This is a genomic window from Olsenella sp. KH3B4 (genome assembly GCA_900111695.1).
Classification (GTDB): Bacteria; Actinomycetota; Coriobacteriia; order Coriobacteriales; family Atopobiaceae; genus Tractidigestivibacter.
The window spans coordinates 109,461-133,524 of record FOHD01000005.1; the positions used below are offsets into that span (position 1 = coordinate 109,461).

A 24,064-nucleotide genomic window follows, 5' to 3' on the forward strand; every position below is an offset into this window, starting at 1 on the left:
TCCTATCCAACCATCATGCCATCAATAAGAATGCGGGGCATAAACGCGGTAACGTAAATGAGCCCAGAGTCGGCACCGCACAGCGATCCCGAGTCGGGGAAGTAAGTATCGCCGACGGCGACAATGCGCTTAAGAGCGTCAATGCTCTGCCCGGACAGATTGATGTTGGAAATCGGATATGTAAGTTCGCCGTTCTCGATAATGTTGCCAGACACGGCGAGGAAGTTGAAGTTTCCGGTGGTGGGATTAACGTTTCCGCCGCCAACTTCACGCACGTACAAGCCATGCGAAACCGAAGGAATTATGTCCGCAGTAGGCGTCGTTCCCTTCCTGAGGTATGTATTAGACATTCGCGCCACGGGAGCGAAACGATAGTCTTGACGCCTGCCGGCCGAGGTCTGCGGCATACCAAGCTGACGGCTACCCAGGCGATCGACCATATAGCCGCGTAGGATGCCGTCTTTAATAAGGACGTTATCCATAGCTTCAACGCCCTCGTCGCTCATGGCAAATGATCCGCAGAGCTCCGGCCAAGCGCTCGAGTCCCCAATCGTCACCAGTGGGCTCGCAACCTGCTGTCCAATCTTTCCATAAAAAACACTCGTGCCACCCACTAGGTGAGTAGACTCAAGCGGATGACCGCAATCCTCGTGGATGAACGTACCAGAATCGACCACGACTGGCATAACCTCCGGGGACACCGGACGTGCCATAAGCCCGTTTATGGCACTCTTGCAGGTGGAGACTATCATCTTTGAGCGCTCAGCATCATCTTCTAGATACTCGAATCCATGCCCCGAGCTAAAGTTATTCCAGGCAGCATTCATCTGGCCGCCGTCCGAGGCAGTGACGAAGAGCCGCAAAGTAGTAATCACACGACGCTCGCGCGCGAGAAGTCCCTCCGAATTGATGACTGCGACGTTCTGTATTCGATCCTGATAGTCCGCATGTACCTCAACGATTTTAGGAGAGAAGCCTCGCGCCTCGTCACAGACCCGATTAAGCAGAAGCGCCTTCTCGCATGAAGGAACGTCCGCAGGATCTCTCAGCACCGTGTTGTGCGGCGCAAAGACCCGCTCCTCGGTTGGCAATGCGGTAGCCACTTTGGCCCCCGCGCGCCAAGGAGCCAGCCCGCCCAGTCTCGATGCCAGCGCTTCAAGCCCAGCCGCATCGAGACGATTGGTGTAGCCATAGCGCGTAACGGTGCCACTCATAAGGTAGAGGCCTGCGCCGGTCATATGCGTTGTGCTCGATGCAACGATGTGACGCCCATTGGACGAGATGCGCGTCTCCCTTTTGTCTTCGAAGAAAAGCTCTGAGAAGTCCGCTCCATGGGCAAGCGGAAGGGAAATCGTCTCAGCTGCCGGCTCTACCCACTCTGACGAATTCAAATTATCAAAGGCTGTCATGAGACTTCAACCTTCCCTGCCCATATTGCGTTTGCCTCTCGGATTGTCCGCTTCGCCTACCAGCTTGTCTTTGTCATGAACTGATAGAGCGTCGTTCCCGTAGGATCGCAAACGATGTTCTGAACGTCCTTGCCATAGCCGGTAACGTTATAGCCATACAGCACAGGACGGAACGCATAGTTATCCTTTATCAGAACCTCCTCCGCCTGATGGAGAAGATCAGACTGCTCCTGTGGATTAGTCTCAGTTGTAACTTTGCTCATAAGGTCATCGTATTCGGGAATGGAGATGCCAAACTGCTCGCCTGAGGTGGTATAGAAGGAGAGCACCTCTTCAGCGTTATCACATGAAGCATCCTGAGTGGCATACGTAAAGGCGTAATCAGAACCGGAGAGCATCGAAAGATAAGTGGGGATATCGTAAGAGCCGACTTCGACACGAATACCAAGATTGTCTTTCAACATGGCTTGGAAGAACTCGGCACGCGCATTACCGCGCGTTGTGTTGGTCGTAAGGTAAACAAGACTTGGCAAACCCTCACCATTTGGATAGCCCGCCTCAGTAAGAAGCTCCTTGGCCACCTCCAACTTGCTGTCGTCAAAGTCCTCGACCAGAGAGTTGCTGCTCGTACGGAATGAACCTCCGTTAGGATCAGAGAACTTATCACCAACGGCACCGCGAGCGATGGTGGCATTCCCACTCTCCAGGGTGTCATTGGTGTAGGAAGCGTCAACAGCCAGGAAGATAGCTTGACGAACGCGTACATCATCAAGCGGCTTGCATGCCCAATTGAAGAAGAGAGATGCGGTGGAGAGCTGCTCGCTGTCCACGACCTGAATGTTGTCTCCCAGCTGTGAGACAAGACTATCCCCAATATACTTGTAGACGTCAATCTCGCCGTTACTCATTGCAACGTCAGCGGCAGAGCTGTCTGCAAAGAGTCTGAAAGTAATCTTGTCAGCCGTGGTACTCGCGGTACCAGAATATGCCTCGTTCTTGACGATGACCACAGACTCGTCGGGATTAAACTCCGAAAGCTTGTAAAGCCCATTGGAAAGATGCGTCTCAGGGTTGGTTGACCAGCCATCGCCGCCCTCCTCGATGGCACTCCGGTTCATGGGATAGAGGAAGGAGCCAGTAAAAAAGGCCTTCACCGTGACCTCGGGAAGCACGGAGGCCATAGTAACCACGAAGGTCGCATCATCAGGGGCAGAGACGGCAATATCATCTACCGAGCCTTCCCCACTATAGGCTTCAGCAGCGCCCTTTATGTACGTCAGGTAGCTGTTGGCGTTTTCGGAGGCAAGCTCTGGACTGAAGAGACGCTTAACTGCATAGACGAAGTCGCCCGCAACAACATCGGTCCCATCCTGCCACTTGGAGTTCGCAAGCGTAAAGGTATAGGTCAGGCCATCCTGAGACACTTCATAGGACTTGCACAAAGCGGGCTCAGGTGTGATGCCATCGGAGGAGTAGCGGAAGAGCCCCTCGCCGAGAAGCCCCGTAATTTCGCGATCGTCAGAGTTCGAATCGTTCTGCGGATCGAGAGTCGCGATGGAGGAGACCACATAGGAATTGATATCGTGTGACGAGGCATTCTTCTCTTCACTCGTGCCGGTCCCCGTTCCGCACCCAACCAAGGCGCCCATTGCACATGCGGCCGTTGCCCCGCCCAAGAAGCTGCGCCTAGTGATAGCTGTGTTGACCATGGTGTTTCCTTCCTCCCTTGCGGTTTACGACCGCTTTACGACCGTATAACTGTTCCTACAAAACGCCGCAGACGTTACCTGCGACGCAAGTACCCTGATGTATCAAGCGCCCACGAGCTGGAGCTCGTCCGCACGCAGACAAGCACAAAGATGCCCGGGACGATGCTCCTGAAGCTCGGGTCGCTCTTGACGGCACCGCTCGGTCGCATAGGGACACCTTGTGCAGAAGATGCACCCCCTGGGGAGACTGGTCAGAGCCGGCAATTCCCCCTCCAGGACAATCCTGTGCTTGGAACGGGCACGACGAGGATCCGGCTCGGGAACTGCAGACAGCAACGCTTCAACATAGGGATGCAGCGGTTGCGAAAACAGCTCATCAGTTGAGGCCGCCTCGACAATGTGGCCAAGGTACATGACGACGATTCTCGTGCAGAGATGACGTACTACTGCAAGGTCGTGACTTATGAAGAGATATGCAACACCCGTCTGAGCCTGAAGCTCTGCAAGCATGTTCAATACCTGAGCTTGGACGGAGACGTCAAGCGCCGAGACGGCTTCATCGCAAATGACCAAACTCGGATTCGAGATGAGTGCACGCGCAATGGCAATACGCTGACGCTGGCCGCCCGACAACGAAAATGGGTATCGGTCAAGACAGTCCGCTTCAAGGCCCACTCGTTCTACAGCCTCGCCGGCAAGCCTGCGCCACTGAGACTTTGGCGCCACCTTTTGAAGTCGTAGTGGTTCTGCAAGAATATCGGCGATTGTCTGGCGCGGATCGAGTGACGTGTAGGGATCCTGAAAGACCATCTGGACACTTTTGCTGAGAGCCTTATCGCCGCTCTTACTCGTCTTCTTGCCATGCAGAAGCACTTCGCCACCATCACGCTCATAAAGGCCAACTATGGTACGACCAACGGTGGTCTTGCCGCAGCCAGACTCACCTACGAGCCCCAACGACTCACCTCCCATGATGTCGAAGGACACTCCTTCGACAACGGGAACCATCTTTTTGTGATGGCCAGCCCGAACGGGAAAGACCTTGGTGAGCCCGCGCACGCTCAGAAGCGGCACTCCAAAGGCGTCTGTAGTCATCGCTGCTCCTCCTTGGAGATCTGGGCGGATATGGGCGGAACTCTCAGGAGCTCTGAGGAGAGCCCTTCTGACATGCAGAGCCAACAGGCACATGAATGTTGACCCTCAAGAACAAACTCGGGAGGCATCTCCCTCATACAAATCTTCATGCGTTTCGAACAGCGCGAAGAGAATGGGCAACCCACGACCTGGGAGCGAGGGTCGGGCACCGTACCCCGAATGGGCACAAGAGGTTCTTCGCGGGGGGTCTCGAGCGTAGGCATGCAGGCAAGGAGACCCTTAGTGTAGGGATGGGCCGTTTGGTAGAAAATCTCGTCTACCGTGCCGCGTTCGACAATTTGCCCTCCATACATGACCGTCACGCGATCGCACAGCGAGGCGATGACACCCATGTTGTGGCTAATGAACACCACGGAATTACCGAGCTGCTCGTGAAGTTCGCGAATGAGATCAAGAACCGTTGCTTGAATAGTTACGTCAAGCGCCGTGGTGGGTTCATCGCAAATCAGGAGACTTGGGCGGCAGCACAGGGCAATGGCGATAATAACGCGCTGACGCATACCTCCGGATAGTTCAAATGGATATTGGGAAAGTCTCTTTTCGGGTTCCGAGAGCCCAACGCTACGCAATGCCTCTATCGCTACCTCGCGCGCCTCATTTCCACGCGCGCCGGAATGGCGCTCGATGGCCTCGAGTATTTGGTCTCCAATTGGGTAGAGGGGATCCAGGGCTGTCATGGGATCTTGGAACACCATGGCAAGGTCACCACCGCGTAGCTGCTCCATGAGTGGCTCGCCCGCCTGTACAAGGTCGATGCCTCTGAATGCCACCTTCCCAGAAGTCACCCGAACGTTTGATGGTAGTAGGCCCATCACGGCGTTCATGGTAATGCTCTTGCCACATCCCGATTCCCCAACAATACCCAGAATCTCTCCGGCAACAACATCAAAGCCAATGCCATGAATGACGTCATAGCTCCCCATACGCGAATTGACACTCACGCGGAGGTCTCTTACCTGGAGCAGAGGCTGGCCCCGCCTTGTGGACGAAAGAGGCCCCTGAGCACGTATTGCTTCTGTCTGCTTTGCCATTTCTAGCTCCTTAAAGCATACGTGGGTCGAAGGCGTCCTCAAGGGCATCTGCGATGACGTACAGCGACCAAGTAATTACAAAGATAAGGATGGTCGGTTCAATCATTTCGTAGGGATAGAGCAACATGTTCGTCCGCGCATTATTAATAAGCGTTCCCAACGACGCCATCGGTACAGAGACACCCATTCCAATAAACGAGAGGAAGGCCTCGCTGAATATGGCATCCTTCACGAGCTGTGTTACCTCGACCACGATGAGCGAGAGGCTATTGGGGAGCAGGTGATGCCAGACAACAGAGGGGCCTTTGGCGCCCATCGAGCGTGCTGACATGGCATAGCCCTCGTTCTTAAGTTGCAGAACTGAGCTGCGAACGATGCGTGCAAGCCCCGTCCAGTAGAGCAAGGAGAAAGCGATTAGGATACAGAACATGCCACTCCCCGCCTGGGTAATGAATGAATCGGGAAGTCCCTCAAAGAGAGTATCAATGGGAGACTTCAGGGTAATCGCCATGAGGAGTACGACGAGCTGGGCTGGCAGTGAGTCAACTATTTCGACGATGCGCATAAGAACCAAGTCCACCCGGCCTCCGCAGTAGCCAGCAAGTGAACCATACGCGCATCCGATTACAAGGACCGCAGCTGCGGTAATGAGACCAACCGACAGGGAGATGCGAACACCGTACATGCATCGTACGAGCATATCCCGCCCCATCTCATCGGTACCAAAGAGATGGGTAGCACAAGGGGCGAGTTTCTCCTCTCCACGGAATACTTGGTCGTAACTTGCAGACTGCGTAAGCGGCCCGAGGAAGCCAAAGATTGCGACGACCACCAGGAGAATAAGCGCGAACACAGCGACTTTATTCGAGCAAAAGACGCGTATGCGGCGGCGAGCTATGGACTCCTCAACCGGAATCTCTGAGCCAACGTTCACTCCAAGGGGCACCGGATCGAAGTCATCTGGGAGAAGCTCTATCCCGGCGACGGATGCCGGACGAACGGCTTTAGTATCCGACTGCATGGTTTACTCCTCATCCAGCTTGATTCGCGGATCGATGACGCAGTACACGATGTCGACCAGGAGAAGAATCACAATGATGAATGCGGTATAGAAGATGGTAGTTCCCATGATCACGGGGTAATCGCGTTGTGAGATGCATTTGACCAGATAGGATCCAAGCCCAGGTATGGAGAAGACCGTCTCCACCACGAGATTGCCCACCAGGATTCCGGCTGCAAGCGGCCCCAGAGTAGTCACAATGGGGATGGCGGCATTGCGCAGGGCGTGCTTAAAGAGAATCACCTTGGTCCTCATGCCCTTTGCCTTGAGAAAGCGAGTGAAATCCTGCGAGAGTACATCAAGGAGCGATGCACGCGTAATGCGGGAGAGAATCGCGCTTGGGCCTGCGGAGAGCGCCAACACTGGCAGAACATATCCCTGCCAGCTTGTAAGGCCAGAGGTCGGAAGCGCATGGAGAACCATTCCAAATACGTACAGCAGGATAACCGCTAGAACAAAGCCAGGAAGCGAGGAGAAAAGACTTGAGAGAGACGTAATGACACGATCCATCGCGCTTCCACGACGATAAGCAGCAAGGATGCCGAGTGGAATGCCAATGAGACAGCTGAGGATAATGGCAATAATCCCTACGCTGAAGGAAACGGGAAACTTGTCGGCAATGATGTCGTTAACCGAATAGCCAACGTTCACGATAGAGGTGCCGAGATCACCATGGATTAGCCTGCCAAGGTAGTTAACGTACTGAACCGGAACGGGCTGGTCAAGGCCATACTTTGCCATAATGAGCGCCTGCGCCTGTTCGGAAAGCTTATCAGAAGTGAAAGGACCTCCCGGAACCATGTTCATGAGGAAGAATGTGAGCGTGGCAACGACAAAGATTGTCAGTACCCCGAAGCCAACTCGTTTTGCTATGTACTTGATCATGTCCATCCCCCTTAACGGGCCTGACCATGCTGTTCAGAAAGAATGTGCACCTTTCATTACAAATAATTGGACTATTTATCCATCTCTTAAACAATCTTTCTAAGTACGAAACAAGCGGTGGCTGGCTGGTTGTCTTGTCGATTAATGGCTCGGAGCCTAGGAAAGTTCCTTAAGGTAGTTGTAGATAGTGCTCTTCGAGACGCCCATCCGTGCAGCAAGCATTGCGGCTGAACGTTGGTACTCGAAAAAGCCTCTCTGCTCGAGCAGTCTCACAAGCTCTACCCGGTCAGTCTTAGAGAGGGCCTCAACCGGTTTGCCCAGACGTTGCAAACAATCGTCGACAAGGGCATCCGCATCCTCAGAGACCTGCGAAGTGCTGTGATAGAGAGTGTCCCTGAGCTCTCCGCCGACCTTGACCATCCCGGCAAGCAGGTCCGCGGCGCGAGTCAGCTCCGTTACGTCTACGTTGACACCTATGGCCATTACGTAGCCGTCCCCCCTGATAAGCCACGTGGATGACTTGACGAGTCTTCCGTCAGCGGTGTGGACCGCCTCGCAGTTAATGTCCAAAAACGGATCGAAGTCCTGATCGCCATCATCGTATGTCGTGTCAACACCGTAGATGGAAAGCGTTGAACCCACCTGGCGTCCAGAAATCTGTCCATTGTAGATTGAAAGCACGGTGAAGGTTTTCCCGATGACCTCCTGGACGAGCGTTTCGCACGAAGAGCCCATGACGAGGGCAATGCCACACGCAAGTCTGTCAAGCATCTCGAATGCTTCGCCGCGGGTCATGTGCGTGTACTGCAAGCCTTCATGTGACATGGCTACCCCTTTTTACGAAATCCACAGCAAGACACGGCGGCCTTCAAACGCTCCATGGCTTCACACGTCTGCTGGTGTCGACCGGAGATGTTAATTCTGCTATAGCGTTCAAGATGCCTGCCGTATTCTGACCCCTGCTCCACTTCCAGTAGCGCCTTGCGCTCGAAGAAGGAATTGAGCTCCTCTCCCTCAAGCGAAATTCCATCCCAGCGCACCCAGCATACGTAGGTCCCTTCGGTCGGATAGACATATCCCAAACCCCCGTCCTCGATTGCTGAGGCAATAATCCTGCGGTTTTCCCCCATGTATGAGACGCATTCGCGGAGCCACGCAAGTCCCTCGGGAGTGTAGGCAGCCATAAGCGCCTGGCGCCCAAATGGGTCGATGCTGCCAAAGTGGTCGCGGGTACGTTGTGCCTCGAAACGCTCGCGAAGAGCATCATCCGGAACGATTGCGTTGGCAAAATTGAGGCCGGTGCACGAGAACGACTTTCCGATTGACGTGAGGACGATGGCATTATTACGCCCAGGGCCAAGCGACGCATAAGGGACCGTTTCGTGTCTTTGGAAGGTAACCTCTGCAAAAATCTCATCGGATACGACAATTGTCCCGTACCTGCGCGAGAGCTCCGAAACGGACATTAACTCGTCGCGTGTCCAGACGCGTCCAACCGGATTTGCGGGATTGCAGATGACGAGCAGCTTGTTATGCTCATCTGCCATCAGCCGCTCAAGACCGGCAAGGTCCATCCGGTAGTATCCGTTCTCCTCGATAAGAGGATTGTAGACGGTCTTGAGGCCAAGCCGAGTCGCTGCCTGCTCGTAACGATAGTAGACAGGCGGCTGAACAATCATTGAATCCTGCGGTCCGAGTAGCATTCGCAAGCAGGTTGCAACGGAGAAAATCGTCCCTAGTGTAGGAACAACCCATGCGCCATCAATCTCCCAGTTGCGAGCGTTGGCCATCCACCACTCGATGCGATCGCGGTAGCCATCAATGGGCCATGTGAACGCATAGTAACCATTCTCGGCGTATTCAACTAGAGCCCTCCGTATGCAGGGGGCAGTTTTGAAATCGAATTCCGCTCCACCCATACTTGCAACTCCAGCGGAGCGAATGTTTATTGGGGTAAGCTCCTCTTGAAGGCTTCCCAGACCATCGCGCGACACCTCTTCGGCCACAAACCCCATAATGTCACCTTTTTACTATTTGTCCAACTGATGGACAAATAGTAAACTTGCTCCGCATTGAGTGGGTTTCCAAAAGGTATCCAAATGGCTGCTTGAACATATGCGTCGAGTGAAACCATTTGTGCTTCGAACCGACACCCTGGCGGTATTCCGCTCGCTCCCCGGGTCCCCAATCCACCGTCGCTGACGCCGCCATGACCACCGCCAACACCACTGGCGCCGCCGAGAAAACTGCGGCTTAGTTGCAGTCCGCAAGAGGAGCTGCCGAGAAGAACCGCAGGTAGACGGCCTGCGGCCCTTCTCGGCACTGCAATTAAACCGCAGTTTTGCCGCCCGCAACCGTGGCCAGCGGCCCTGCACAGTCAGCGGCCCTGCGCCTGACCCAGCTTGACCTCGTACGCACAGGCGATGATCTCCGCGCAGCCCTCGCGCCCAAACTCCGACCTGCTCACCACCAGGTCCTTCCCGGTATGGAGGCCCCACCTACCGCCGGAGTAGTGTGCATAGAACTCCTCGCGCTCCCGCTGCTTGCGGTGGACAAGCCGCCAGCCTTCGCGCTCTGATAGCCCGCGCTTCTCGCTCACGATTCGCACTCGATCAGCCATGGGGGCCGTCACCAGCACTTTTATGAGATTGGGATTGCCGCGCAGAATGTAGTCCGAGAGACGCCCCTCAATGATGCAGCTGCGCGTGAGTCCCAGGTCCAAGATCACCTGACGCATGGCGGTGAAGAGTTTGTCGGAGTCGATGTCCTTTCCCAGCGGCACGTAAGGCAGAAGCGCCAACGGCCGCCCCTGGACCTTCTCGTCATAGGCCGCCAGCTGGTCCTCGGTGAAGCCCGTGCGAAGGGCAGCGCGCACGAGAAGTTCGTTGTCATAGAGGGGAATCCCCAGCTTAACCGAGAGGAGCTTACCCACCTCGTGGCCCTCGGCGCCATAGTCGCGAGAGATGGAGACCACCACGGGGCAGTCTTGCCGCGCAGTCGCCTCGGCGTCCGTTGCATCGCGTGTCTCAGCCATTCCGATGCTCCCTCCTAGGCCGCCACAAGTCGCCGCTGATACGCGCGGACGGCAAGCGAGATGCAGAAGTTGAGGACAAAGTACGTCAGGAACACAAAGCCGTAGAGCAGCAGAATCTGTGGCAGGGTCACCGCCTGCCCCATGACCACGGCAGAGTTGCGCATGAACTCGTGAACGTCAATGCCGCGCAGGTACGAGGTGTCCTTGATGACCGTTGTGCACTGGCTGAAGAGCGCGGGCACAATGTGTCGGAACGCCTGTGGCAACACGATGTGCCACATCATCCCAAAGAACCCAAAGCCCTGGCTGCGCGCGGCCTCGAACTGCCCGCGCGGGATGGCGTTGAGGCCGCCTCGCACAATCTCGGCCATGACTGCCGAGGTGAACGTCGTGAAGACAGCGATGGAGATGGCCACACCACTGCCCTTGAGCGTGAAGCGAAAGATGAGAATCCACAGCAGGTTGGGCGTGCAGCGGAACAGCTCGATGTAGGCGCTCACAACCCATGCGAGCGGGCGGAGCCTACCGGTGCAGTAGGTCTTCACCAGGGCGAGAACCGTGCCCACCAGGATGGAGAGAAGAATCGACGACGCCGCGATGATAATGGTGTTGACGAGGCCCTGAAGCATGAAGGTGACGTTGTCGGCAGTGAAGATCTCCATGGGCTACGCCACCTCCCCCTTGGTCGCGCTCGGGGCACCACCGCGCCCGGGCTTCTCGCCACGCTGGCCACCGGCTCGGCCGCCGGGCTCCTTGGCCCGACGCTCGAGCCAGGTGACGAGCATGGCAAGCGGGAAGCAGATGATGAAGTACATCACGCAGCACAGGATGTATCCCTGCAGGTAGCCCGTCTCGGAGACAATGACGTCCGCCTGGTACATGAGGTCACCGCCGGCGATAAGGGCGAGCACGGAGGTGTTCTTCACGAGGTTGAGCGCCTGGTTGGCGAGGGGCGGCAAGATGATGCGAAGCGTCTGCGGCAGGATGATGTAGCGATACGCCTGCACGCGCGAGAAGCCCTGCGACTGAGCCGCTTCCATCTGCCCACGAGGAATGGCCTCGATGCCGGTGCGGATGACCTCAGCGACGTACGCCGCGTGGTAGAGGCCAACGCCAACGACGCCAAGCACGAACGGGGCGATTCTCGTGATGGTCTGCGCTCCCGTGATGGCCTTGATCACCTGCGGGCCGGCTGTGTACATAAAGAACACCTGCACCACAACGGGCGTGTTCTGGTAGATTTCCACGTACACGCGGGCAATGCCGCGCAGGACGCGCGAGCGGGTCGTGGAGAAGGTGCCCAGGATGGTACCAACCACCAACGCCACGACCAGGCCGACAAGCGCCACCTGCAGAGTGAAGAAGAAGCCCTGCCAGAGCGCGGCGGAATCGGCCAGCGTCACCGACCACCTCCTTGCGCTGAAAAGCCCGTTCATCCCTATCCCCTCCTCGTCACCTCTCGTGCGCTGGCACCACTAGGCGCTCTGAAGCCCGTTCGCCTCGAGGAGCTTGTCCAGCTCGCCGTTGTCCTTGTACTCGTCGATGAGGTCGTTGACCAGCTTGGTGAGCTCCGTCGCGTTCTTGTTGGTGGCAACGCCGTACTCCTGGGTGCCAAAGACGATGTCGGGGCAGAGCAGCTCGTTCGTATCGTCCATGTAGCCGCGCAGGATGGAGCGGTCAACGGAGAAGACGTCAATCGTGTTGGACGAGAGTGCCGCGGACAGCGTGGGGTAGTCGGGGAACTCCTGGAAGGTCACGTTGAGGTTCTCCTTGCCCTGGTCCTTGAGCATCTGGGTGAGGGTGTCCTTGGTGGTTGCGCCCTGCGCGATGCCGATGATCTTGCCGTCCAGGTCATCGAGCGTCTTCATGCCGGAGCTCTTGAGGACCAGCATGCCAATGGAGTCGGTGTAGTACGGGTCGGAGAAGTTCCAGGACTCCTTGCGCTCGTCGGTGATGGTGTAGGTGGCCGCCACCACGTCGAGTTCGCCGGAGTCGAGCATGGGGCCACGGGTCTTGGCGGTCACGCCCGTGAACTCGACCTTCTTGTTGGACTTTGCCTCGTCGGCCGTGATGTCGAAGATCTTGCCGGCGATGGCGTAGCAGAGGTCGACCTCAAGGCCGGTGTAGGTGCCGGCGGAGGGGTCGTCGTAGCCAAAGCCGGGGACATCGGTCTTGATGCCGCACTTGAGCGCGCTGCGGTCGACGATGGACTGAACGCCCGGGTCGCTGGTGACGGAGTTCTCCTCGGAGCCCGCCGACGCGGTCGAGGTGGAGCCGGAGTCGTCCGCGTCATCTGCGCAGCCGGCAAGGCCAAGGGAGAGAAGTGCTGCGGAACCAAGGGATGCGGTAAGGAACGACCTGCGGGATAGCGTGGACATGGTGCTCTCCTCTCGTTTGAGTATGTATGGACTCCAGCCGAGGCTGGGTGACGCCGTTTTGTGGGGCGTTTGGCAGACGCGGCGCGGCGGGGCTGCCGGCTCAGCCGGGGCGGCCACCGCACCGGCCGCCTACCGAAGGATCTTGCTGAGAAACTCCCTGCAGCGGGGGTTCTCGGGGTGCTCGAAGAAGTGGTCGGGCGTGCCTTTCTCGAGAATCTGGCCGTCATCCATGAAGACGACCTCGTCGGCAACCTGGCGGGCAAAGCCCATCTCGTGGGTCACGCAGACCATCGTGATGTTCTCCTGCGCAAGCTCGACCATCACGTTGAGTACCTCCTGGACCATCTCGGGGTCGAGGGCGGAGGTGGGCTCGTCGAGCAGCATGATGGGCTGCTTGGTGCAGAGCGCGCGTGCGATGGCCACGCGCTGCTGCTGGCCACCGGAGAGGTTCTGCGGGTACTCGTCAGCCTTCTGGGCAAGGCCGACGCGCTCGAGGTTCTCCATGGCGGTCTTTCTCGCCTCTTCGCGGCTCTTCTTCTGCAGCTTGATGGGCGCGAGGGTGAGGTTGCCCAGCACGGTCATGTTGGGATAGAGGTTGAACTGCTGAAAGACCATCGAGGTGTACGTGCGCGTGAGCTGCATGTGGTTCTTGCGCGTGAGGGGAGTGCCGTTGATGATGACCTCGCCGGACGTGGGCTCCTCGAGCCGGTTGACACAGCGGATGAGCGTGGACTTGCCCGAGCCGGAGGGGCCAATGACCACGAGCTTCTCGCCTTCATGGACGTTGAGGCTCACGTCCTTGAGCACATGGAGGTCGCCAAAGTACTTGTTGAGGTGCTTGATCTCTATCATGTCCGCCACGGTCGTCCCCCTTCCGACGCTGGAGCAGGCCGGGCGGCTTCCCTGCGCGCCGGCGCCCCTCCCCCTCCGCTCTGGCTAGCGTTGGGTTTGTTGAGCGCAATCCTAAATCCCGCGAGCGGCTGGATGGCTTCCGTGGGCGGATTGTTTTCTCGGCGAGACGGCACGAAAACAACGCTGCAACGTTACGTAACACTTTGGTAATGGTGGGGCGCAAGGCACGCATCCAGACGCCTCCGACCAACCTTGCAGATTCTCGGCTTGCAGATTCCGATCGTTTAGAGCGCCTCAACCAATCGGAATCTGCATGTTTTGTCTCGCCCAAGGCAAGCAAGCAACCCGAGCCAAGCACCATCAACCAAACCTGCGGGTTAATAGAACCCCGCAAGAGCCGCTGCCGAGAAGAACCGCAGGTAGCAGGCTTGCAGCTATTCTCGGCACTGCTATTAAGCCGCAGGTTTGCTCGGATCAGCCAGCCCCAGCACCCGCTGCGCACACAAAAGGCCCGTCCGGACATTGCCGGACGGGCCTCAGCAACGCTATGCGGCGAGAAGAACTCGCGGCGCGGAACCCGTGGAACCGTTAGTTCCAGCCCTTGCCGTCGGAGCCAAACTCCTTGATGAGCTCCTCCGTGCGCTCCTTGATGGCCTCGCGACCGGGCTTGAGGAGCTTGCGGGGATCGTAGCCCTTGCCCTGCTGGTCGAGGCCCTCCTCGATGTACTTGCGGGTAGCGGCCGCAAAGACAAGCTGGAGGTCGGTGTTGACGTTGATCTTGGAGATGCCCAGCGAGATGGCCTTCTTCACCTGGTCAACGGGGATGCCGGTGCCACCGTGGAGGACGAGCGGCAGGTCGCCCGTCTTGGCCTTGATCTCCTGCAGGCGGTCGAAGGACAGGCCCTCCCAGTTGGCGGGATAGATGCCGTGGATGTTGCCAATGCCGCAGGCCAGAAAGTCAACGCCCAGGTCGGCGATGGCCTTGCACTGCTCGGGATCGGCCAGCTCGCCCTTGGCGGTCACGCCGTCCTCGGTGCCACCAATGCCGCCGACCTCGGCCTCGACGGAGATGCCCTTGCTGTGGGCAAGCTTCACGATCTCGGCGGTGTGGGCAAGGTTGGTCTCGAAGTCCTTCTCGTGCGAGCCGTCGTACATGACGGAGGTGAAGCCGGCGTCGATGCACTCAAGGGCGGCCTCGTAGGAGCCGTGATCGAGGTGAAGGGCAACGGGCACGGTGATGTTCTTGGCCTCGACGAGGTCCTTCACCATGTCGGCGACGAGCTTGAAGGAAGTCTGCCACTTGGCGGCACCGCTGGTGCACTGGATGATGAGCGGCGACTGCAGCTCCTCGCCAGCGTCCAGAATGGAAGAGGCCCACTCAAGGTTGTTGGTGTTGAAGGCACCAATACCATAGTGGCCCTTCTCGGCGCTCTGAAGCATTGCGGTTGCATTGACGAGCATGGTGTGACCTCCATCTGTTGGAAGATGAACGATGTGGTACTTCGACAATCATACCCGATGTGAGAACCTTCACACCCTAGAAGGGCTGCAAGAACGCGATTCCTGCAGGCATTACAAAACGTCGGCAGGCAGGTTGCCAAGGACAGCGCTAAGGGTTGAGGGAAGGCTTGTCTCTTCTTCGTGAGGATGGGCGCAAGGCGTTGCCCGCAGCCTATACTCGGGTATCCCAAACAGTAGGGCCGCGCGGGGATGCGACCGAAGGAGGGATGGGCCTTGGCGCAAGAACCAAAGACGTACGCCAACGGTGCGGATGCAGAGAAAGACGAGCAGGGTGATCGTACGGGAGGCGTGTTTGGTGACCTCTCGTTTGCGCAGATTCTTGCCAGCGCGCTTGCAGCAGGCGTGTCGTTTGCGTTTTCTTCTCAGATAGGTGTGGCGGGGTCGCTCATCGGCGCCATCGTGGGCGCGGCCGCAGCTACGGTCTCGTCCTCGGTGCTCAACAACGTCTTCTCGAAGTCCGCCGAGGCAATCAAGGGAGCCGTGAACACCGACGACGGCACGGCGCAAGATGCCGAGAAGCCCGCCGCCTCCCCCACCGCAGGAGAGACCGCGCTCATGCCCCACCCCGTGGACGCCAGCCAGCCCGCTGGTGCGGAAGATGGCGCGGAAGGCCCGGCCTCCGCAACGGCAACGCAGAGCATCTCGGCCGGCACATCCACGGCGGACGACACGGCGGTCAAGTTTGCTCCCTCTGGCACGCGCATCGCACCCGCGAGCTTTCGCCGCGCTGCCCGCGAGCGTCAGCACCGCGAGACCAAGCGCCGCCTTGTTGTGGTGTCTATCGTGGCGGGAATCGCAGCGGTACTTGTCTCGGCGCTTCTCGTCTACGCGCTCACCCAGGGCAGGGGCATCGGCGCAACACCTGGCCGCACGCAGGAGCCGGTAAGCACCGAGCAGACCCAGACCACCCAGGAGCAGACCGAGGCCGAGAAGCCCGAGGAAAAGGCCCAGCCCGAGAAGACCACGGAGTCCGAGTCCGCCCAGACCACAGACACGAACTCCAACACGACAAGCGGCACCGCGGACTCGACCGCAACCAACTCCGGCTCGTCGTCCTCGAGCACCGGCAACGGCGACTCGAACAGCACCTCCAGCTCGACTACCAGCAACAACTCCGGCACCAGCAACTCGGGCACAGGCTCCACGACCAACTCGACGGGGTCTGGCTCAGGCACCAACGGCGACTCGTCGAACAGCTCTAGTAGCAACGACACCACCAAGAACAACAGCTCCACGTCCACCACGTCCGGGACAGGCAGCTCGAGCGGCTCCGGTGCCACCACAAGCAGCGCCGGCAACAAATAAGAAGCGGCCACAAGCCCCGCAACGGGAGCCTGCGGCACATCGCGTACGCGGCGCGCGGCCTCGATCGGCTGCGCGCCGCTTTTTTATCCCAGGAGCGAGAGCACGTCTCGTTTGGCGGCGAGAAACTCCGGCGTGAGGGCAAAGTCACCCTCGCCTGCGCCGTGGTCAACGCGCACCTCGCCGGCAATGTGGCTGGGCACGCCCTCGGAGGGATGCCCAGCAAGCACGTAGACGCGGCTCGCCATCGAGACCGCCTCGTCCACGTCGTGCGTGATCACCAGCGCGGAAAGGCCCAGCTCGTGGGCCATATCGCAGAACCAGCGGCGCACCTCGACGCGTGTGATGGCATCAAGCGCCGAGAAGGGCTCGTCCAGAAGCGTGACGTCTGCGCCCATGAGGTAGGTGCGCATGAACGCCGCACGCTGGCGCATGCCGCCAGAGAGCTCGACCGGCCACTTCTCCTCCGTGCCCGCAAGGCCAAAGCGCTCGAAGAGCGGCTCGGCCTTCGCGCGGGCATCGGCACGGGGGACGCCCGCCAGCAGCAGGGGCAGGCACACGTTGTCGATGATGCGGCGACTGGGCAGCAGGAGGTCCTTCTGCAGCATGTAGCTCACGTGGCCGGGCGTGCCGGTGATGTCTGTGCCGTGGAGCAGCACCTGGCCGGAGAGCGGCCGCGTGAGGCCCGAAAGCGCGTGCAGGATGGTCGTCTTGCCGCAGCCGGAGCGGCCTACCAGGCACACCACCTCACCTGCGGCAACGGTAAGAGAGATCCGGTCCACGACCGTCGCACGACCATCCCACGAGAGCGTGAGCGAGCGCGCCTCGAGCGCCGGCGCGTCGCCGGCACCCGAGGCCTGGGGCTTCTCGGCATATGTGACGCCTGTGCCCACCTATGCCTCCAGGTACGAGAGATCGTAGCCCTTGGTGACGTCAAGCTCGTTCTCGACCAAGTTCTGGTCGTTGAGCCACTGGTAGAACTTGGACCAGCGGTCGGCGTCGATGACGCCCCAGGACGAGGCGTCAGCAATGTACTGGCCTGCCAGGTAGTCCTGGCTTGCGTGGACGAGGTCGGGGTCAAGCTCGGGAACCGCGTCGCAGAGGATGTCGGCGGCGTCGCTGGGGTTCTCGACACAGAACTCGTAGCCCTTCTTGACGGCGCGCAGGAAGGCCTTGACCTGGTCGGGGTTCTCCTTGGCAAAGTCGTCGTTGGCCGCGATGACCGGCGTGTAGTAGTCAAAGACGTCATCGATCGAGATGAAGGAGAAGTAGTTCACGTCGTAGTTCTGGACCTTGGCGTTCTGGACTGCCCAGCCCTCGTAGACCCAAACGGTGTCGAACATGTTTGCCTTGAGGCCCGAGACCTCGTCGTCCACGTTGTAGGGCACCAGGTTGATCTTGGAGTAGTCGCCGCCGTCCGCCTCGACCACGTCCTTGATGGTGGCCTGCTCAACGGGCATGTCCCACGTGGCGTAGGTGTGGTTCTCCATGAGCTTGGGGCGCGTGATGCCGTCGGCCGCGCGGCTCATGATGCCTGAGGTGTTGTGTTGGATGATGGCGGCCACGGCCGTATAGGGCATGGGCTGGTCGGACGAGAAGCTGTTGGCCATAACGTCCTGGTACGAGACGCCCATCTGGGCACCGCCGGCACCGATAAGGGCGTCCGCGCCGTCCTCGGGCGGCTGGACGATCTCCACGTCCAGGCCCTCGTCGGCGAAGTAGCCCTTGGCCTGGGCCACGTAGATGCCGGTGTGGTTGGTGTTGGGGGTGTAGTCAAGCACGAAGGAGATCTTCGCGAGGTCGCCCGAGGCGTTTGCGCTGGACGAGCTGGATGCATCGCTCGACGCGGCCGCGTCGGACGAGCCGGACTGGGCGGCCTGGCCGCAGCCGGCAAGCGCCAGTGCGGCGGAGGCAGCAGCGGAGCCGCGGAGGAACGCGCGGCGAGAGACGCCGCCGGAAAGCATGGACTTGGAAGTCATTATCGTTTGTTCCCTTCTACCCTCTTCCAGGGCATGCAGATGCGCTGCAGCAGGTCAACGAGCTTCATGAGGCCAAGCGACAGCGCGGAGATGACAATGATGACCGCGAACATGCGGTCGTACGAGAAGGACTTGCGCACGCGCGTCATGTAGACGCCCAGGCCGAGGTTGCCGCCGAGCCACTCGGCGATCACCGCGCCAACGATGGCGTAGGTGGCGCTGATGCGCAGGCCGCTGAAGAACTGGTCGGCCGCGGCGGGCAGCTTGGCGTAGAGAAAGACCTGCCAGCGGGAGGCGTTCATCGTGCGCATGAGGTCGATGACGTCGGGGTCGACCGAGCGAAAGCCCGAGATCAGCGAGACCGTGATGGGAAAGAACGTGGTGATCACGATGAGAATCACCTTGGGCGCCAGGCCGTAGCCAAACCACAACACCAGAAGCGGCGCGATGGCGATGGTGGGGATGGTCTGCGAGATGGTCACGAGCGGCTGAAGGGCCAGGTAGAAGCCCTCGAAGCGGTCCATGAGCACCGCGATGGCAAAGCCGAGCGCCACGCCGATGAGAAGGCCGATGGCCGTCTCGACGAGCGTGGTTGCCGCGTGACCAAGGATGAGGGCGATGTCGGCCACGAGTGCCTGTACCACCTGGATGGGCGTGGGGAGCAGGAAGTTGGGAATGAGCCCCAGGTCAACGACGAGCTCCCACACGACGAGAAGGGCCACCACCGTGAAGAGCGGCGTGAGCACGCGACGCGCGCGGGATGCCTCGGCACGCGTTGTGGCAGCGGCGCGCGTGGCGGCTCCGGAGGACGTGGAGGCCGCAGCACGCGGGGCGGCAGCGCTTCTCGGCTTGTGCTGCTGACGCGACACCGGCTACGCGACCTCCTCGGCCTTCTGGGAGAACTCGGAGTCCGTAGGGTGATACTTCCCCACCTTGTGCTCGGTGGTCATCACGTCGCCTTCGGGGCGGTAGTCGATCTTCACGTAGGTGGCCATCTTCTTGCAGCCCGCCTTGGCACCCACGAGCTGGCAGTTCTTGACAATCTCCATGCAGGTGTCGTAGTCCGCCTCGATGGCGGTCTCGAACGGGCCAACAAAGTAGTCGACGCCCGTCGAGTCGATGTAGGCGATCTCCGCGTCGACCACGCGGCAAACCTCCTCGTCGGTCTGAGCGTCCATGGGCAGGAACTGAATCGCGACGGAGCAGTCCATGCACCCTCCCTTCCGGGTGCCAAAAAAGGCACCCACGTTTTCCGTAGGTGCCCGAACTGTGCGCTCTGGTCCCTACGCCGGCATTACCCGGACAGGTTCGATGGGTCGCGGCATTGGTGCCGCCTCTCAGCCGGGCCATTGTCCCAGCTCCCCTTTGCGTTGCCCAGTATAGCGCGGATGCCGCCCGTCCGCGGGATTTTGTTCCCCGGCAATGGGATTCCATTGCCGGGGAACAAAAGCCCGCGGGTTAATTGCAGTCTGCGAGAAGGCCGCAACGCGTCTACCTGCGATTTTTCTCAGCAGCATGCCTCACAAGCTGCAATTAAGTCGCAGTTTTGCAGCCGGGGCAACCGGACTATGGCCGCCCACCGTCAGCCAGCACGATACCGGCCACAAGCACGGGGCCCATCGCACAAGGCGGCACCTGCGGGGTGGTCGGGATAAAGGTTGGCCGCGTTTTGCCTGTTGGCGATCTTTTCGTAGGCATTCAAGACAAAGCCCAGCCCTACCTCTGCCCTTTGGGAGGACACCGGCTTCCACCGAAGTTCACTTTTGCACGTTTTTTTCTCGGCGGTGCCTGCGCACGTGGGTGGCGGGGGCGCCTCACAGCCGCAACGCCGCCGCAGCCAACCGCTGGTGATATCGTTTCAGCAAGGCAAATCGCGGAACGGAGGGCTCGCCATGGGACTCATCTTTGGCCGGAAGAAACGCCGCAAGCGCAACACGTACGACCGCGACGACTACCTAGACGATCAGGACCCCCTTTTCTCACGCGGCGCCACAAGGGATGGCGGCTCGTCTCACGGCTACGGCGACGAGGGCGGCCGCTATGCCGACAACGAGAACTGGGACGACTCCCCACGCGACAGCTGGGACGACGGCTGGGACGGGTAGCGGCCAGCTGACCGCGTGCCGAGAAGCTCCTCCGGGGATGAGACAAAGGGACTGTCCCTTTGTCTCACGCCTTTATCTCACGACGAGTTTTGTTGTTGTGGCGCTGGGGGGTGCGTCGCTCACGCAATCTTAGTTACTGCCGGTAGTAGCTCAGGAAGTCCTCGAGCTTGTCCATCGCCTCGTGCAGCGTGTGCTTGCGCGGCAGATAGACGATGCGGAAGTAGCCGGGTTTCTCCCAGTTGAAGCCCTTGCCCGCGGTGATAAGGACGTGCTCGTCCTTGAGCAGGTCGAGCGCGAACTGGTCGTCGTCGGTGATGTTGAACTTCTCGGGGTCAAGCCGCGGGAAGATGTAGAACGCCGCCTCGGGCTTGGTCACCGTGACGCCGTCCATGTTGGAGAGGCGCTCGTAGACGTACTCGCGCTGCTCGTAGATGCGCCCGCCGGGGACGAGAAGCCCCTGGCTGCGCTGGATGCCGCCCAGGCACGTCTGCACGATGGACTGCGCCGGCACATTGGAGCACAGACGCATGTTGGACAGCATGTTGATGCCCTCGATGAGGTCCTTCGCAATGCGCTTGTTGCCGGAGAGGCTCATCCAGCCAATGCGGTAACCGGCGACCATGTGACTCTTGGAGAGACCGTTGAACGTGATGCAGAAGAGGTCCGGCGCAAGGCTCGCGATGGAGACGTGCTGCTTGCCGTCCATCACCAGGCGGTCGTAAATCTCGTCCGCAAAGATGACCAGCTGGTTCTCGCGCGCCACGTCCACAATCTGTTGCAGCACCTCGCGTGGGTACAGGGCGCCCGTGGGGTTGTTGGGGTTGATCACGACGATGCCCTTGGTACGCGGCGTGACCTTGCTCCTAATGTCCTCGATGTCGGGATACCAGTTGGCCTTCTCGTCGCAGATGTAGTGCACTGCGGTGCCGCCGGCCAGCGTGGCACACGCGGTCCAAAGCGGGTAGTCAGGGCTGGGGACGAGAATCTCGTCTCCCTCGTTCATGAAGGCGTTCATCGCCAGCTGAATGAGCTCGGAGGCGCCGTTGCCGGTGTAGATGTCCTCCACGTCCACGTTGGGGATGCCCTTGAGCTGGTCGTACTGCATGATGGCCTTGCGCGCGGAGAAGAGGCCCCGGCTGTTGGAGTAGCCCTCGCACTCCGTGAGCTGGTCCTGCATGTCCTTCACGACCTCGTCAGGCGTGCGGAAGCCAAAGGGCGCGGGGTTGCCAATGTTCAACTTGAGCACGTGGATGCCCTGGTCCTCCATGCGATAGGCCTCGTCCAAGACGGGCCCGCGGATGTCGTAAAGGACGTTGTCGAGCTTGGATGACTTCTTGAACTGGCGACGAGGCATGGTGGTTTCCTTCTCCTTCGTGGATGAGACAAAGGGACAGTCCCTTTGTCTCATCTCTTGTGGTGTGGGGGCGTCGGCCGCGCCCAAGAGCCACTCGGCGCTTACACCGAGCGCGCTGGCGAGAAACGAGAGCGTTGCCTTCCTGGGCTCGGTCTTGCCGCTAAGGTATTGGCTGAGCTGCGACTTTCCCAGCTTGACGCCCTCGTTGGCAGCCATGCGCACAAGATCTGCCTGGCGAAGGCCGCGCTTGTCCATCGCCTGGCCAAGGCGTGCCGAGAAGTCCGCGTGCATCTGGTCTCCCACGACCCCTCCGTTCTGGACCTCCTCCTGGCGCTGTACGAGAAGTTCAATTTCTCTTCTCGGCAACTAATGCTACGTGGTCCAAAAGTTCATTTTCTAAGAACGAGAAGTTCAATTTATAGGTAGCCTAGCACTGTACGTCTCGCCGTGGGACGAAAAATTGAACTTCTCGGCGTATCCACGCCCCAAACGGAATTTTGTTCCCGGGCAACGGGATTCCATTCCCCGGGAGCAAAATCCCGGGCGAAACGTGCCCTCCGGCGTCGCGGCGTCACCTCGGGTATCATTGAGCCTCAGACGTCAGCAATCGGAACGCGAGGAGCCGCCATGAGAACGCTAATGTCCGTACTTGCGACCGCCATAGCGTCATTCGTCGCGGTTGCCCTTGTTCCTTCGGCGCACGTAGTCGGCCAGCCGCAGTGGGCAGCGTACCTGGCCTTTGCGCTCATGCTCTGCGTGATGAACACAATCGTGAAGCCCATCATCAAGATTCTTTCGATTCCCGTGACGGTCATCACGCTGGGGCTCTTCTCGTTTGTGATTGACGCGCTTATGGTTTCGCTTGCGTCCAACCTTGCCGAAAGCGTCTTTGGCATGGGTGTCGTTGTCACGGGGTTCTGGGCAACGCTATTTGTGGCGCTCATCGTAAGCGTGGTGAGCGGGCTTCTCGGCGCCAAAGACTAGCGCCAAGCGCGCCGCCGCGCGGCACCCCTAACGCAGCTCAACCTCCCCCTTGCGCAGGTGCTCGATGTAGCCCTCGCCCCACCTCTCGATGCTCGCAAGCACCGGGACAAAGTCCTCCCCCACCTCCGTGAGCGAATACTCCACGCGCGGCGGCACCTCGGGAAAGACCTCGCGATGCACCAGACCCTCCATCTCCAGGCGCTTGAGCTGTGAGGAAAGCGTGGAGTGCGTAAGCTCGGGCATGCGGTGCTCGAGCTCGCCAAAGCGCAGCTTGCCCGAGCTGAGGTGGTGGAGAATCACGATCGACCACTTGCCCTGCAACAGCCACTGCGCAGTCACAAACGGGCAAACGCCAAAGTCCCTTGGCGTACTCTTCATGCGTCTCCGCTCCTTTCTCCTGGTAGGCCATTGGTATCACACTTGATACCTAGTATTGAGAAAAAACGTTATTCAACAAGTCTCATATATTGCTACACTGATTTTAGTACAGAGTCGCTACCAAGTCGATGCATTAGACTGAACAGGAGAGAACCATGGCAGAGAAGAACGTCCTCATCGTTGTTGGAACCCTACGCAAGAACGGCTTCAACGAGCAGCTGGCCCAACGCATCGAGGCGCTGCTCGAGGGCCGTGCCAACGTGAGCAGGCTTGACTACGCCGCGCTGCCCCTCATGAACCAGGACCTCGAGAACCCCGAGCGTCCCGAGGTCGCGGCCGTGCGCGAGGCGGTGCGCCAGGCCGACGGCGTGTGGTTTGTGAGCCCGCAGTACAACGCCTCGTTCCCCGGACACGTGAAGAACCTGGTTGACTGGCTGAGCAGGCCGCTTCCTGGCAAGGGCCGCGACACAGCCGTTGCCGGCGGCATGCGCGCCACCGTCTCGGGCGCCGGCGGCCGCACCGCCACCGCCGAGATGCGCGCAGCGCTCGACTCGCTTCTCACCTTTGTGGGTGCGCAGGTCATGACCGAGAAGGAGACCGGCATCGCCCTCTCCGGCGAGTCGTGGACTACGGGCACGCTCGCGCTCTCTGCCGAGGACGAGGCCGCATTGGCAGCCCAGGCGGACGCCTTCCTCGAGTTCATCGCGTAATCTGCAGCCGAGATTTTGCATGAAGGTCGCCCGGCACCAAGCGTGCCGGGCGACCTTTTTTCTTCCAAGCTAGACTCGGCGCATTTTTCCAACCTCGGATAACCCCTCGCGCAAGAGAAGCTCCCCACATTACGTGCAAAAGTTAGGATATGTGGATTATTTTCCTGCTGGGAGGCTCCGACAAGTCCCTTCCCCGGCTACGCGGACAAGACTCGTTC

At 59.5% G+C, this 24,064-nt stretch carries 24 protein-coding genes and 1 riboswitch; of the genes, 4 read left to right on the top strand and 20 right to left on the bottom strand.

All coding sequences use genetic code 11. The features are described 5' to 3' along the window. Positions 1-2 precede the first annotated feature (2 nt). The 14 genes from BMX94_RS06100 to fba form a co-directional block, all read right to left on the bottom strand. Positions 3-1,409, bottom strand: coding sequence for a TldD/PmbA family protein (locus BMX94_RS06100; RefSeq protein WP_091004817.1), 1,407 nt, complete (start codon positions 1,407-1,409; stop codon positions 3-5). Between the two features lie 56 nt (positions 1,410-1,465). After that, positions 1,466-3,118, bottom strand: coding sequence for a peptide ABC transporter substrate-binding protein (locus BMX94_RS06105; protein ID WP_091004819.1), 1,653 nt, complete (start codon positions 3,116-3,118; stop codon positions 1,466-1,468). Between the two features lie 102 nt (positions 3,119-3,220). Next, the gene (locus tag BMX94_RS06110; protein WP_091004821.1) at positions 3,221-4,213 is read right to left on the bottom strand and encodes an ABC transporter ATP-binding protein; all 993 of its coding nucleotides are present in this window, start codon (positions 4,211-4,213) and stop codon (positions 3,221-3,223) included. Continuing rightward, positions 4,210-5,304, bottom strand: a complete 1,095-nt coding sequence (locus tag BMX94_RS06115; protein ID WP_091004823.1) for an ABC transporter ATP-binding protein — start codon at positions 5,302-5,304, stop codon at positions 4,210-4,212. The genes BMX94_RS06110 and BMX94_RS06115 overlap by 4 nt, the downstream gene beginning before the upstream one ends. Before the next feature lie 10 nt (positions 5,305-5,314). Further along, a complete protein-coding gene (locus tag BMX94_RS06120) occupies positions 5,315-6,325 on the bottom strand; it encodes an ABC transporter permease (protein WP_091004824.1) in 1,011 nt (336 codons plus the stop codon). Between the two features lie 3 nt (positions 6,326-6,328). Next, on the bottom strand, positions 6,329-7,249 hold the full coding sequence (locus BMX94_RS06125) for an ABC transporter permease (protein ID WP_091005009.1): 921 nt from the start codon (positions 7,247-7,249) through the stop codon (positions 6,329-6,331). Between the two features lie 156 nt (positions 7,250-7,405). Beyond that, positions 7,406-8,074, bottom strand: coding sequence for a helix-turn-helix transcriptional regulator (locus BMX94_RS06130; protein ID WP_091004826.1), 669 nt, complete (start codon positions 8,072-8,074; stop codon positions 7,406-7,408). A 2-nt stretch (positions 8,075-8,076) separates the two neighbouring features. Then, entirely contained in the window at positions 8,077-9,264 is a 1,188-nt protein-coding gene (locus tag BMX94_RS06135; RefSeq protein WP_091004828.1) for a MalY/PatB family protein, read from the bottom strand. A gap of 362 nt (positions 9,265-9,626) precedes the next feature. Continuing rightward, positions 9,627-10,283 (bottom strand): cytidylate kinase-like family protein, encoded by a 657-nt coding sequence (locus BMX94_RS06140; RefSeq protein WP_091004830.1) that lies wholly within the window; start codon positions 10,281-10,283, stop codon positions 9,627-9,629. 14 nt (positions 10,284-10,297) lie between these two features. Continuing rightward, positions 10,298-10,945, bottom strand: a complete 648-nt coding sequence (locus tag BMX94_RS06145; RefSeq protein ID WP_091004832.1) for an amino acid ABC transporter permease — start codon at positions 10,943-10,945, stop codon at positions 10,298-10,300. Positions 10,946-10,948: 3 nt separating this feature from the next. Further along, the gene (locus BMX94_RS06150; protein WP_091004833.1) at positions 10,949-11,719 is read right to left on the bottom strand and encodes an amino acid ABC transporter permease; all 771 of its coding nucleotides are present in this window, start codon (positions 11,717-11,719) and stop codon (positions 10,949-10,951) included. Positions 11,720-11,758: 39 nt separating this feature from the next. After that, complete coding sequence (locus BMX94_RS06155) at positions 11,759-12,661, bottom strand: transporter substrate-binding domain-containing protein (protein ID WP_091004835.1); 903 nt, start codon at positions 12,659-12,661, stop codon at positions 11,759-11,761. Between the two features lie 129 nt (positions 12,662-12,790). Then, positions 12,791-13,522: an amino acid ABC transporter ATP-binding protein gene (locus tag BMX94_RS06160; protein WP_091004837.1), complete on the bottom strand. Its 732-nt coding sequence runs from the start codon at positions 13,520-13,522 to the stop codon at positions 12,791-12,793. A gap of 579 nt (positions 13,523-14,101) precedes the next feature. Further along, positions 14,102-14,974: a class II fructose-1,6-bisphosphate aldolase gene (gene fba, locus BMX94_RS06165; protein ID WP_091004839.1), complete on the bottom strand. Its 873-nt coding sequence runs from the start codon at positions 14,972-14,974 to the stop codon at positions 14,102-14,104. Between the two features lie 273 nt (positions 14,975-15,247). Between fba and BMX94_RS06170 the strand changes: the two genes are divergently transcribed. Continuing rightward, the gene (locus BMX94_RS06170; protein ID WP_091004840.1) at positions 15,248-16,339 is read left to right on the top strand and encodes a hypothetical protein; all 1,092 of its coding nucleotides are present in this window, start codon (positions 15,248-15,250) and stop codon (positions 16,337-16,339) included. Between the two features lie 83 nt (positions 16,340-16,422). On the opposite strand, the gene BMX94_RS06175 is transcribed toward BMX94_RS06170, so the two are convergent. The 4 genes from BMX94_RS06175 to BMX94_RS06190 all read right to left on the bottom strand — a co-directional run bounded on the left by BMX94_RS06175 (position 16,423) and on the right by BMX94_RS06190 (position 19,526). Beyond that, positions 16,423-17,229, bottom strand: a complete 807-nt coding sequence (locus BMX94_RS06175) for an ABC transporter ATP-binding protein (RefSeq protein WP_091004842.1) — start codon at positions 17,227-17,229, stop codon at positions 16,423-16,425. After that, positions 17,230-18,315, bottom strand: a complete 1,086-nt coding sequence (locus BMX94_RS06180) for an ABC transporter substrate-binding protein (RefSeq protein ID WP_091004843.1) — start codon at positions 18,313-18,315, stop codon at positions 17,230-17,232. Next, positions 18,315-19,061, bottom strand: a complete 747-nt coding sequence (locus BMX94_RS06185; protein WP_091005010.1) for an ABC transporter permease — start codon at positions 19,059-19,061, stop codon at positions 18,315-18,317. Before BMX94_RS06185 ends, BMX94_RS06180 begins: the two co-directional genes overlap by 1 nt. Positions 19,062-19,187: 126 nt before the next feature. Continuing rightward, positions 19,188-19,526: a thiamine-binding protein gene (locus tag BMX94_RS06190; RefSeq protein ID WP_091004845.1), complete on the bottom strand. Its 339-nt coding sequence runs from the start codon at positions 19,524-19,526 to the stop codon at positions 19,188-19,190. Between the two features lie 51 nt (positions 19,527-19,577). Next, positions 19,578-19,690: riboswitch (TPP riboswitch) on the bottom strand. Positions 19,691-20,207: 517 nt separating this feature from the next. Here BMX94_RS06190 and BMX94_RS06195 point away from each other — a divergent pair. Next, positions 20,208-20,420: a hypothetical protein gene (locus tag BMX94_RS06195; RefSeq protein WP_091004846.1), complete on the top strand. Its 213-nt coding sequence runs from the start codon at positions 20,208-20,210 to the stop codon at positions 20,418-20,420. 133 nt (positions 20,421-20,553) lie between these two features. Here the strand turns inward: BMX94_RS06195 and BMX94_RS06200 are convergent, their stop codons facing one another. Beyond that, entirely contained in the window at positions 20,554-22,065 is a 1,512-nt protein-coding gene (locus tag BMX94_RS06200; RefSeq protein ID WP_091004848.1) for an aminotransferase class I/II-fold pyridoxal phosphate-dependent enzyme, read from the bottom strand. A gap of 336 nt (positions 22,066-22,401) precedes the next feature. Between BMX94_RS06200 and BMX94_RS06205 the strand changes: the two genes are divergently transcribed. Beyond that, entirely contained in the window at positions 22,402-22,758 is a 357-nt protein-coding gene (locus BMX94_RS06205; RefSeq protein ID WP_091004850.1) for a phage holin family protein, read from the top strand. A 27-nt stretch (positions 22,759-22,785) separates the two neighbouring features. On the opposite strand, the gene BMX94_RS06210 is transcribed toward BMX94_RS06205, so the two are convergent. Continuing rightward, positions 22,786-23,136, bottom strand: coding sequence for a winged helix-turn-helix transcriptional regulator (locus BMX94_RS06210; RefSeq protein WP_091004852.1), 351 nt, complete (start codon positions 23,134-23,136; stop codon positions 22,786-22,788). Between the two features lie 155 nt (positions 23,137-23,291). Between BMX94_RS06210 and BMX94_RS06215 the strand changes: the two genes are divergently transcribed. After that, a complete protein-coding gene (locus BMX94_RS06215) occupies positions 23,292-23,846 on the top strand; it encodes an NADPH-dependent FMN reductase (protein ID WP_091004854.1) in 555 nt (184 codons plus the stop codon). Positions 23,847-24,064 lie beyond the last annotated feature (218 nt).